The organism is Pantoea sp. App145 (assembly GCF_047947045.1).
GTDB lineage: Bacteria > Pseudomonadota > Gammaproteobacteria > Enterobacterales > Enterobacteriaceae > Pantoea.
The window spans coordinates 234067-247592 of record NZ_CP133293.1 but is presented as its reverse complement, the minus strand read 5'-3'; the positions used below and the strand labels follow the sequence as shown (position 1 = coordinate 247592).

The following is a 13526-nucleotide window of genomic DNA, read 5'->3' as shown; positions in this document are numbered from 1 at the left end:
TTTTTGTTATTGTAACAATCTGGTATTCTCTAGAGCACCATGTGATAATCTCTTCATCGCTCTGAGATGTAATATTGAAAATCCTCCTGAGAGGTAATCCCTTATTGAAAGATCACTTTTTTATTGACCGGAATTTCCGGTCTTTTTTTTGAGCGAAATTCAACCAGAAAATTTAAGCATTTATTGATAATACTCATACTGCCTCTATGGAATACGATCCTATGAGTCGTCTACTGATGATTATAACTTGTCTTACTAAAACACCTTAGGCCGTTCACTCTCCTGAACGGTTTTTTTATCCTCTTATAACATGTCAGCTATAGTTTAAATATTAAATTGAACGGTTGAAATATCTATGCATCCGTATTTATGTTAAAATCAAGCGATCACTATTTTATCGAAAATTATTATACAATCATCATTAACCAAATATCCAATCTAATAATACCTATATATTTCTCATGGTTTTTTACAGAATACTATTAATTTAATGCTTGTACTGGTGTTCTCTTCGGAAAGATTCTTCAATATTAGAAAGATAAATCCATTGTTTGAAAAGTCAAAAGCGCGGGATTCTAATGGGCAGGTTCACCAATTCTGATATCTAAATCAGTGATAAAACTAAATCGAAAAGTGTGACCCCGGATAAGGTTTTATAGGATCTCATATTCCCATGAAACGTGCAGAGCTGGATTACCTTTAAGCAGGTTAACTCCATTTATCGTACAAAACTGCGCACCTATCGACTTCATAACTCCCCCTCAACAGAGAACAACCTGGTCAGGTTTGCGTTGCCGTAATATCTGAATGAAGATACTGCACTTTATCATTGTATTTTGAAAAGCCAGTTAAATATATCTATTTACATTTTAGTTGCTATTAGAAAGAAAAAAAGATAAAAAGTATTAAATTGACTTGGCGGGATTTTTAGCAATTAGTGCGTGGGCAATGATTTTAATTGTATATCGATTCAGGAATTTGAGTTAAGGCGACAATCGATTTTTACATAATATAAATCGCTGTGAATTAATCGTTTTTGATTGTGTGCAGGAATTATCCGATTGATTAGGTGGTATTCTTCTTTTTCTTCTTTACACAAAACTTACAATCAGTTTGGTTAATGAATGATGGCTTGATGTGTGCTGTCGATTAATGGCTGATTTTCTACATCCTTACATAAACTGCCTCGGCAGGGGGCAATGCAGGAACAGTGACTTCGAATCGATAACAATCAGTCTCATTATAAAAATCATCGGATTTATAACTAACTTACTGGAATAACAGATGGATTTGTTGACCCTGGCTGGGGATGTCGGTACTCGCTTGCGTGGGCATATTGCCGTCGGCATCAGTATTCTCTCTTTCGGCACGCAGGCTGCGCCTTTTATTGATCAGCAGCAACAGCATATAAAAACGCAGCAGTCGGCAAGAGATGCGCAATTAACGCCTGAGGCACCGGATATTACGTTTGAGGCGAAAAAAAACGCCAATCCCGATGGCGAATTTCCACGGGAAACACCCTGTTTTCCCATAAAAAGCGTGCAGCTTATCGGCCGTGAAGGGTTTCCCTTCTGGTTCCCGGCGCAGCACATCGCGAACGCTGCGGTGGGCCACTGCCTGGGGGGAAAAGGCATCAATCAACTGATGAGCCAACTGCAAAATCAGATGATTGCACATGGCTGGGTGACGTCCCGTGTCCTGGTGCCGGAACAGGATCTCAGCCAGGGCGAACTCAGGCTGGCGATGGTGCCGGGCACCCTGGGAAGGATCCGATATGCTGACGGGTCTGATGCCCGTGCCTTCCTTTACAATGCTATGCCTGTGAAGGAGGGAAAACTGCTGGATCTGCGCGATATTGAACAGGGATTAGAAAACCTGCAGCGCCTGCCGACGGTGGAAGCCAGTATGGAGATTGTGCCCGGTGAACACCCGGGCGAAAGCGACGTGGTGATTACCCGACATCAGCGCAGAATCTGGCGCACCAGCCTGTGGGTGGATGATTCCGGTACCCGGTCCACTGGACGGTATCAGGGGGGCGCGATGCTGGCGCTCGATAATCCCTTTGCTCTGAGCGATCTGCTGTATGTTTCTGCGAGCCATGATCTGGGTTTTAAAGGGGGCCGGCAGAGTAAAAATATCAATGGCCACTATTCCGTACCGCTGGGTTACTGGCTGTTTGAAATCAACGCGGGCCAGAATAACTACACGCAGAACATTGCAGGCTATAACGGCGACATCCGTTATTCCGGTAAGAGCAAAAACCTCAGTGTCGGGCTGAGCAGAGTCATCCAGCGCAATGCCAGCGGCAAAACCACGCTGCACACCAGTGTGCAGGCCCGCGAAATCCGCAATTACATCGACGATACCGAAATTGCCGTACAGCGGCGGCGTACCAGTGCCTGGCAGTTGGGGCTGGATCATCGCCAGTATTTTGGTGATGTCACCCTGGATAGCGGTGTGACTTATCAGCACGGTACGCGCTGGTTTGGCGCGCTTCCCGCCTACGAAGAAAGCTATGACGACGGTTACAGAGCCACGGAAAAAAGCAAAATCCTGACCTGGACGGCCGCCCTGAACTGGCCATTCACACTGTGGAATCAGCATTTCCGCTATCAGATGAACTACCTGCGTCAGCAAAGTACCACGCCGCTGACCTCGCCCGATCAACTTGCCATCGGCAACCGCTGGACGGTACGGGGCTTTGACGGTGAGCGGATGCTGAGCGCCAGCCACGGCTGGTATGTACAAAACACCCTCGCGTGGCGTACCCCTCTGCCGGACCAGGAGTTTTATCTTGGCGCTGATTACGGCGAGGTCGGCGGATTCAGCGATGGCTCCACGCTGCTGGGTCAGCATCTGGCCGGGGGGGTGGCGGGCCTGCGCGGTACGATTGCCGCGTTGCATGCCAATTACGACGTTTTCAGCGGTATTCCGCTTTCTAAACCACAGGGTTTTAAAACCGATCCGGTGACGTTTGGCTTCAGCCTTAGCTGGCAGTACTGAATACAGGGACAGATGATGAATAAACGCTGCTACCGCATTATTTTCAATCGTGCACGCCGGATGCTGGTCGTGGTATCTGAACTGGCCCGCGCCCGGGGTGGCGATACCGGTCGGGGGCCAGGACAGATTGCTGCTCATTATCTGGCAGGTCTGCGTCCTTTAACGCTGGCGATGTGGATCGCCGGCGGGCTGGTGAGTACCAGTGTGCAGGCAGGCACTATTGCCCCCGATCACAGTGCGCCCGGCGGGCAGCAGCCGACGGTGATGCAGACCGGTAACGGCCTGCCGCTCATCAATATTCAGACGCCCAACAGCCAGGGGCTTTCCCACAATACTTACAGTCAGTTCGATGTTAATCAGCCGGGAGCGATATTAAATAACAGCCAGCACGGTGCGCAGACGCAACTGGCGGGTACGGTGACGGGTAACCCGTGGCTGGCGCACGGTTCGGCAACGGTTATTCTCAACGAAGTAAACAGCACTAATCCCAGCCAGCTGAATGGGTTTGTCGAAGTGGCGGGCAGCAAAGCGGATGTGATTATCGCTAACCCGGCGGGGATTACCTGTAGCGGATGCGGATTTATTAATGCCGGGCGTAATACCCTGGCGGCGGGGCGTGCACAACTGGCAAATGGTCAGGTGGCAGGTTATGACGTTGATCGTGGCAACATCACCATCAGCGGCACAGGAATGAATGGCACCGGTCAGGATTACACGACGCTGATTGCCCGGGCCGTTAACGTCAATGCCCGCCTGCAGGCAAACAATTTACAGGTCACCCTCGGACATAACCAGACCGACGCGAATGGTCAGGTGACACAGGTTAAAGCCGACGATCCGGACGGTCGTCCGCAGTTTGCGCTCGACACGTCCGCGTTAGGGGGGATGTACGCCAACCGTATTACCCTGGTGGGGACTGAGCAGGGTGTCGGGGTGCGTAATGCCGGTGAAATGGGGGCGACAGCAGGAAACTTCACCCTCAGCGCAGACGGAAAGCTCACCAACAGCGGCACCGTCTACGCGCAGCAGGATCTCGCAGTCAATACCCGGCAGCTTGAGAACTCAGGCGGAATCTCATCCGGTAATGATCTCAGCGTCAGTAACCAGGGCGACATCTCAAACGAGGGCCAGTTAAGCGCCAGCCGTAACCTGCAGTTAGATACCAGCGGGCAGCTCCACAGCCAGACAGGATCCTCATTGATCGCCCGGGGAAATACCACGGTTAATGCCCACGATATTCAGGCCGATGCGGGGAGCGCGATGGGGGCCGGTATCGATGAGACCGGATATGCCACGCAGAGCGGCCAGCTCACCCTCAACGCCTCAGGGGCGCTGGTCAGCCACGGTACGCAACTGAGCCATGACGCGATGGTGGCGTCCGGATCTGAGGTGGATGTCTCCGGCAGCCAGAACCGGTCCGCTAATGTCAGCCTGACGGCGCGTGAGGGTAACCTGAATGCGGACAATGCGGTGGTTGATGCGCAGCAGGCCACGCTTTCTTCCGCTCACACGCTCTCCAGTCGCCAGGGGGCGATTGCGGCAAACAATCTGACCATCAGCGCACCCGATCTGATTGATAACAGCGGTGGATCACTCACACAACTGGGCGCTGATGCCTTTGCCCTCAATAGCCAGCAGATCAACAACACCGGCGGAACGCTTGCCGCAGCCGGTGATTTCAGTCTCTCCACTAACCAGCTGACCAATACCGGCGGTCAACTGAGTACGGACCAGGGCAACCTGACTATCCGGAGTGGTGACATTACCGGTACGCAGGGAAAAATTCTGGCCGGTATGGATCTGAGCATTACCGGCCAGCAGATCACGCTGGATCAGGGCGTGACCCAGGGCGAACAAATCAACCTTCAGGGCACCAATCTTTCGCATCAGGGGGCACATCTGCTGCAGACCGGGCAGGGTACGGCGCAGATTCAGCTTACCGGCCAGCTCAATAATACTGCGGGTGTGATGGAAAGTGCGGGTGCGTTTAATCTGGATACTGGTGGTGTTGATAACACGCAGGGACGCATCGCCAGCAACAATGATCTGGCGATAGATACCCATCAGGGTGATCTCATCAACGGGAATAGCGAGGCGACCCAGGGCGGGATACGTACTGACGGCTCCCTGCATATTCAGGCTGGCGATATGAATAACGCCGCCGGGCTTATCGTGGGCCATCAGTTGGATGTCACCGCGGGCAACCTTTCCAACAGTGGGGGAACGCTGGAAAGCCAGCAGGGGCTGGCGATTGACGCGAATTCCCTCGACAGCCACCAGGGTTTTATCAGCGCCGATAACGGCGATGCAAACCTGCATATCACCGGGGACACCGACAACAGCGGCGGTAACCTGCAAAGCGCGGGTGCGCTGACGTTTAACGGCGGCGACCTGAATAACCAGGCGGGGAATATCCAGGCCGGTACCCTCGGTCTGACTGCCGGGCAGATCAATAATCAGCAGGGATATCTGACGGCGGAGGATGCGCTGAGCATTAAAGGCCTGTCACTTGATAACCAGGCTGGCCTGCTCAGTGCCGGAGAAGGCAGCGCGGGGGTCGATCTCACGGGCGGGCTGTCGAACCTGCAAGGCACCGTGCAAAGCCAGCAGGACATGACGCTGAACGCCGCGTCGCTGACCAATGATGGCGGCAAGCTGCTCTCGGCGGACGGTACGGTCACGGGAACATTCAGCGGCGATGTCAGCAATCAGTCCGGGCATATCCTTGCCGATCAGGCGCTGCAACTGAATGCGGTGCAGGTGCATAACCAGCAGGGACTGATTGCCTCAACCCAGGGTGATACGCAGCTGACGGTGGCCGGAAGCCTTGATAATCAGGGTGGTGATATCGAAAGCGGCCAGCATCTGGCCCTTGATTCCGGCACGCTGGATAACAGCGCAGGCAGGCTGCTGGCGAATGATACCATGCAGGTCTCGGCAACCGGCCTGACCAATGACCAGGGGCTTATCCAGTCCGGGCAGGATCTGCATATTGATACCCATGCCGGGGCACTGAGTAACGCCGATACCCTGGATAATACCAGCGGTATCCGGTCCGGCGGCGCGTTAACGCTTATCACGGGTGATGTGGATAACCACAACGGGCTGATCAGCGGCAATCAGGTGCAGGCGCAGGGGCAGGCGTGGAATAACCGTGGCGGCTCGCTGGAAGGTGCAGCTGCACTGACGGTGAATGCCACCGGTCTCGATAATACCGCTGGCCGGATCGCCACCCAGGACAGCCTAAGCCTGGATTTGCAGGGCGGCGGGCTGAACAATTCACAGACCGCGGTTGACGGGCTGGGCATCCTGGCCGGTCATGACCTGACGTTTACCGGCGGTGACCTGGATAACCAGGCGGGGAATATCCAGGCCGGCACTCTCGGCCTGACGGCCGGGCAGATCAATAACCGGCAGGGCTATCTGACGGCGGATGATGCGCTGACGATAAAAGGCCTGTCACTTGATAACCAGGCTGGCCTGATAAGCGCCGGAGAAGGCAGCGCGGGTGTCGATCTCACGGGCGGGTTGTCGAACGCGCAGGGCACCGTACAAAGCCAGCAGGACATGACGCTGAACGCCGCGTCGCTGACCAACGATGGCGGCAGGCTGCTCTCGGCGGGCGGTGCGGTCACGGGGGCATTCAGCGGGGGGGTCAGCAACCAGTCCGGGCAGATTCTGGCAGACCAGGCGCTGCAACTGGGCGCGGCGCAGGTGAATAATCAGCAGGGAGTGATTGCCTCAACCCAGGGCGACACGCAGCTGACGTTGACCGGAGCCCTGAATAACCAGGGCGGTGACGTTGAAAGCGGTCAGCATCTGACCCTTAATTCCGGCACGCTGGATAACAGCGCCGGCAGGCTGCTGGCGAACGATGCCATGCAGGTCTCGGCAACCGGCCTGACCAATGACCAGGGGCTTATCCAGTCCGGGCAGGATCTGCATATTGATACCCACGCCGGGGCACTGAGCAACGCCGATACCCTGAATAACACCAGTGGTATCCGGTCCGGCGGCGCGTTAACGCTCACCACGGGCGATGTGGATAACCACAACGGGCTGATCAGCGGCAATCAGGTACTGGCACAGGGGCAGGCGTGGAATAACCAAAAAGGCGAGCTGGACAGCAGCCAGGATTTAACATTCACGGGCACATCTCTGTCCAACCTCCAGGGCCTGGTCAGTGCAGCAGGCGGTAACCTGACCACCACATTCACGCAGGACATCGATAACCAGCAGGGCACACTGCAAAGCAGCCAGGGGCTGACCCTCAATGGCGGTTCGCTGAATAATGAAGGGGGATCATTGCTCGCTGCCGGTGAGGATGCCAGTGTCACCGTGACGGGACAGTTGAGTAATCACCAGGGCCAGGTGCTGGCGAGAGACAATCTTCAGATAACCGCTGCCACCCTGGATAATCAGGCCGGTACGCTATCGGCACTCAATGGTGACGCACAACTTGGGGCCGCGTCGGATGTGCTCAATCAGGGCGGAGCCATCGCGGCGGCGGGCGCATTAACGTTAAATGGCCGCAGCATTGATAACACCGGAGGCCAGCTGGTGGCTTCAGGCGGTCCATTAACCGTTTCCGCTGCGGATTCCCTCAGCAACCAGAATGGCCGCATAATCGGGCAGGGTGATGTTCAGCTGACCGGGCAGTCACTGGATAACAGCGGGGGAACGCTCACCAGTGTGGAGGGGGAATTTAACGCGCTGATCCATGGCGCGGTCAACAATCAGTCCGGGGTGATGCAGAGTGGTCATGGCGTAACCGTACAAAGCGATACGCTGGATAACCGTAACGGTCAGGTGCTGGCTGTGGCAGGAGGCAATAATCTGGCGGTAACCGGGGATGTGCTCAACAGCCAGGGCAACATTCTCAGCGCACAGGATATCAGCTTGCAGGCCGGAAGCCTGGACAATCAGAACGGACTCGTCAGCAGCCAGCATGGGGCGCTGAGCATTAACGGCGGTGAGGCGATCAATAATCAGGGCGGCGCGCTGGAAGGCGATGGTCCGGTGCAAATCAGCGCCGATCAGCTTGATAACACCAGTGGCTCTTTGCTCTCGGCCAGCGACGGGCTGACCGTATCCGTTAACCAGACACTGAATAATCAGCAGGGGCGTATTGCCGCTGGCAAAGACATTCATCTGAATGCCAGCGCACTCAATAACCAGCTGGGCAGGGTAACGGCGGTCGGCGGCGGGCTGACCGTGGAGACCAACCCGGCGATGAGGATCCTGGCGCGCATCAGAGTATTGTCAGCAGGCAGCTCCAGCACCCTGGACAATACCGGCGGGACGCTGCAAAGCAGTGGCGATCTGCTGCTGAACACCCGAACGCTGAATAATCAGAACGGCATCATTCAGTCAACGCAGGGTGATAACCAGCTGACGCTGGCCGGCGCGTTAAATAACCAGCAGGGCACGCTCAGTGCAGGGAAAAACCTGACGTTACAGGCAGGGGATGTGGATAACGGCGGCGGCGCGATGCTTGCCGACACCCTCAACCTGACCAGCCAGCAGCTGAGTAACAACGCCGGTTTAATTCAGGGTGCCAGCCAGCTGACTATCGATACTCAGGGTCAGCAACTGGATAACAGTGATACCGCAGGCAGCACCACCGGGCTGCGTACCGGCGGAGACTTCAGTCTGACGTCGGGTGATCTGAACAACCAGAAAGGGCTGATCACCGCCAGCACCCTGAATGCTGCAATGCAGGCGGTAAACAATGAACAGGGTCAGATCAGCAGCACCGGGGACGGCCAGCTGACCAGCCTGACCCTGGATAACCAGGCCGGTACTCTCCAGTCGGGCGGCAATCTGACGCTGAATACGCAGCAGTCTGATTTACTCAATCAGCAGGGCAACGTGATTGCGGATCAGTCCTTAGCCATTAACGCCGCCGCTCTCCACAATGCGCAGGGGGTGATTCAGGGCAGCCACGGCCTGACGTTACAGGGAACCACCGCCGACAATACTCAGGGACGTATCCTGTCAGGCACGGATCTGACCGCGGTGCTGGATCAGCTCACCAATAATAACGGGATGTTATTCGCCACAGGCAACGCCGATATTACCGCCCTGCAACAGGTGCAGAATCAGCAGGGGCTGATTAAAGCCAGTCAGACTTTGCACCTGACGGCTCCGCAGATAGATAACCATGATACCCGTGGTACCAACCAGGGGATCGAAGCGCAAAACCTCACACTCTCGTCCGACACACTGAATAACCAGAGCGGTGCGCTCCGTGCCGTCGATACCTTACAGGCCAATGTGCGTCAGCAAGTTGATAACCAGCAGGGTCTGATTTCCTCGCAGAACAGCCTGACGATAGGTCAGCCCGATCAGCGGCCGACGCTGGATAACAGCGATGGCGATATTGTTGCCAACGGCGATGCAGATTTACAGGTGGGCCAGATTGTAAACGCCGGACGCATCACCAGCGGCGGCAACCTGACGCTGGATACCACCGCCGCGCTGACGCAGGATGGCACACTGTCCGCGGGTAAAGACTTCACCCTGAATACCCATGGCAATGCGCTGACCAACAGCGGCGCGCTGACCGCGACAGGCCAGTTAACCCTGGAGGCGGGTAATGTCGAAAACCAGCAGAGCGGTGCGATCAATGCAGGCACAACGCACCTCATCGCATCCGATATCCTCAACCAGGGACTGATTGACGGCGGCAACGTGCTGCTGCAAAGCGCTACGCTCCATAATACCGGCACCGGGCGCATTTACGGTGATGACCTGACTATCGCGGCCCGGACGTTAACCAATGACAAAACAGGGGATACAGCGGGGACGATTGCGGGCCGTGAGCAGCTTAATCTGGCGACCGATCATCTGCTGAATCAGGACCACGGTTTGATCTACAGCGCGGGGGATATGCACATCGGCGGGGCGCTGGATGCAAACGGTGCGCTGACCGGCCAGGCCGCCCTGGTTGAAAACCTGAGTGCCACCCTTGAAGCGATGGGCAATCTGCAGATTGATGCCGGTCAGACGGAAAACCGCGATATTCATTTAGCGGTCAGCCCGGATCTGCAGACGGTCTCCACCTCCGCGGCTGTGCTGGATATTGAACTGTGCACCGGTGAGAAATGGGTAGACGCCTGCGGCAGAACTGACGGCGTGCATTATCACTTCAACGCGCACGAAAGCGGCACGGAACAGAATGATTACACCGTCGATTTTGTGTTTGACGCGGATGGCCGCAGTTATGCGCTGGATGATCAGGGCAATCGTCTCAGGGTTACCGTCGATGGCAAGGATGATTACGTCTATTTCTATAAAGATCCTGATGACAGCGACATTCTGCTGTTTAACCTGCCCGGCGTCACCACGGCAGGACGCCGTTTCGATGTGTTCCAGTACAACCAGACGGTGAAAGAACAGGTGGTGACGCAGCAGGACAGCGCGCTGATCCGCAGCGGAGGCGATTTAACGCTCAACGGTGGCTTACACAATAAAGACAGCCAGGTGGTGGCCGGTCAGGATCTGACGGTTAACGGCAGCGTGAACAATGACGAAACCACCGTCAGGCAGGAAATCACCGACGTCGGTAATCGCCTTACCGCCGGGAAACGTAAAAAACACGAGCAGACGCACTATGAAGGCCCGGAAACCTATCAGCCGCCGGTCAGCGATCTTGATGTTCCGCTGCACCTGACACAGCAACTGCAGAATCAGGGCCAGAGCCAGGGACAGACTATTGATGCGCGGCAGTCTGCTAATGCCAGTACGCCAGCCGCTGCGTTGAATGGCACCGTGGCGTTAGCGCGCACTGTACAACAACAGCAGGTCATTGAAGTCAGTCTGCCTTCTACACCGACCAGTACGCAGATCAGTACGGTGGCAGATACGCTCTCGGATAATGCCAGCGTTACGCAGACGGCATTGCAGACCCGCAGTAATACAGCTGGCGGGCTGACACAGGTGGCACTGAATCAGAATGACCCGTTAACCGCCACGCAACGCAGCGATCCGTCATCCTCAGGCGGTCTGACACAGGTGACGCAGAGCCCGGCTGCACAGCTCACCACCACGCAGCAGAGTGACCCGTCCAGTGGTGCACAAAACAGTACGCCTGCGAGTATCTCCACCGCTCAGGATAAGTGGGTGCTGCGCAGCGTGACGGGGCCGGTAAAATTGCCGGACGCCAGCCTGTATTCCCTGCATCCGGGCACCGACAGTCAGTACCTGGTGGAAACCGATCCGCAGTTCACCCAGGGCAACACCACCGTCAGCAGCAGCGACGTCTACAGCCAGGACCAGCTTCAGAAACGCCTGGGTGATGGCTATTACGAGCAAAGCCTGGTGCGCGACCAGGTGATGGAAACCACCGGCCAGCGTTATCTGACCGGTTACACCAACGATGAAGATGAATACCGCGATCTGCTGAACAGCGGCAAAGCCTTCACCGAACAGTTTAATATCACGCCGGGTGTGGATCTCACCCCGGAGCAGATGGCCTCCGTCACCCGCGACATGGTGATCATGGTGAATGAAACGGTCACGCTCCCTGATGGCAGCACGCAGCAGGTGAGCATACCGAAGCTGTATGCCCGGGTTCAGCCGGACACGCTGAGTGGTGACGGTACGCTGCTGGCGGGCAATAACGTCAGAATCAATACCGCAGGGGACCTGATTAACAGCGGCACCATCACCGGGCGTGATCTGACGTCCCTCTCCGCCACGGACCTGTTCAATACCGGTGATATCAGCGGCAGTACCACCCAGCTGGTGGCCAGTAATGATTTGGTCAATCGCGACGGACAGATTAGCGGCGGCGATGCGCTCTCGCTGCAGGCCGGAAATGACATTCTGAGCCTGACAGACAGCCATCAGGATGGCACGGAAAGCTGGCTCGACAGACAGGCGGGCCTCAGTGTTCAGAATGATAACGGGACGCTGACGCTGGCGGCGGGTCATGACATTCAGCTCACCGCCAGCGTGGTGAGTAACCAGGGGACAGACAGCCAGACCCGCCTGGTGGCGGGCAATGACATCGTGCTGGATACCGCCACGACGAGTCACGCCACTGACTATACCCGTGATAAGAACAATTACGACCGCAGCCAGGAAAGCCAGGAGATCGGCTCTACCACTAACGCCGGGGGCGACCTGGCCATGCAGGCCGGGCATGACATGACGCTGCGCGCGGCCAGTGTGACGGCAACCGGCGATGCCACCCTGCTGGCAGGCAATTCCCTCACCCTGGAAAGTGGCGAGGACAGCTGGGATCAGCAGACCAGCAGCAAGTGGAAGTCGCATCACGGCCTGTCCACCACCAAAACCCAGGTACAGACCAGTACGCAGCAGCAGTCGGCGGTCAGCACCACCGTGAGCGGCGACACGGTGACGGCGGTGGCGAACAATGACCTGACCCTGACGGGCAGCAACATTGCCGGTACGCATGATGTGCTGCTCTCCGCCGGGCATGACCTGACGCTGACCACGGCCGATGAGATGGACCATGACGTCAGCATCACGCAGAAGAAGAAATCCGGCCTGAGCGGCACTGGCGGGATAGGGTTCTCGGTGGGGAGCACGAAGCAGAAGCTCACCAGCGATGACACCAGCAACGTGAAGAAAGGCAGCGTGGCCGGGAGCAGTGCGGGCAGCCTGACGCTGGAGGCGGGCAACGACGCGGTAATCCACGGCAGCGACCTGGTGGCCGGTCAGGACCTGAGCATTCAGGGGCGGGAGGTGGCGGTGACCGCCGCAGAGAACAGCCATACCGCGCTGACGAAAACGGAGATAAAGAGCAGCGGGCTGACGCTGGGGCTGTCCGGGGCCGTGGGCAGCGCGCTGAACTCCGCCACGCAGCAGGCGACGGCGGCGGCGAAAGAGGATAATGGCCGTCTGGCTGCGCTGCGCGGCACGCAGGCGGCGCTGACCGGGTTCCAGGCCTCGCAGGCGGAACGGCTGGCGGGGGTGTCGGATAATCCGGCGGACAAAAACACCTTCGGGCTGACGCTGAGCTACGGCAGCCAGAAATCCACCACCGAAAGCCGCACCGACCAGCTGACGTCAGCGGGCAGTTCGCTGCAGGCCGGGCAGGATATGACGCTGCGGGCCACTGACGGCGACCTGAGCGTGCAGGGCAGCCAGCTGAAGGCGGGCGGGGATATGACGCTGGCGGCGAGCCAGGATATCAGCCTGACGTCCGGTGAGAACAGCGAGCAGCAGAGCCAGACCAGCAAAAGCCACGGCGGCAGCCTGGGGGTGGGTTTTGCGGCCGGTTCGGGCAGCGCCGGATTTTCTGTCTCAGCGAACGTCAGCGTGAGCAAAGGGAAGGAGACCAGCAGTAACCTGTCCCACACGCTGACGACGCAGCAGGGGGGCATTGGGTCGGGATTTTTTTATCAGTCAGTTACCCTTCAGTCGCCAGCCAAGGGAAGTCGGCCTGTGGCCTCCGCTGAAAGGCGTTATACCTGCCCGCTGAGTCTGTGTCGTACTGCGTTGCGCATTCCCGCCTCGCCGCAGTGATGGCACCCGGTGATGACGGGAAGGTA

At 56.8% G+C, this 13526-nt stretch carries 2 protein-coding genes; both read left to right on the top strand.

What is annotated here, in order from left to right; all coding sequences use genetic code 11:
• Positions 1-1284: 1284 nt before the first annotated feature.
• Positions 1285-3003: a ShlB/FhaC/HecB family hemolysin secretion/activation protein gene (locus RCF31_RS25970; RefSeq protein WP_416414211.1), complete on the top strand. Its 1719-nt coding sequence runs from the start codon at positions 1285-1287 to the stop codon at positions 3001-3003.
• Between the two features lie 12 nt (positions 3004-3015).
• A complete protein-coding gene (locus RCF31_RS25965) occupies positions 3016-13500 on the top strand; it encodes a hemagglutinin repeat-containing protein (protein WP_416414210.1) in 10485 nt (3494 codons plus the stop codon).
• Positions 13501-13526 lie beyond the last annotated feature (26 nt).

Excerpts from the sequence above, each read along its gene's own strand:
- RCF31_RS25970 (WP_416414211.1), top strand. The coding sequence starts at position 1,285 with ATGGATTTGTTGACCCTGGCTGGGGATGTCGGTACTCGCTTGCGTGGG.
- RCF31_RS25965 (WP_416414210.1), top strand. The coding sequence starts at position 3,016 with ATGATGAATAAACGCTGCTACCGCATTATTTTCAATCGTGCACGCCGG.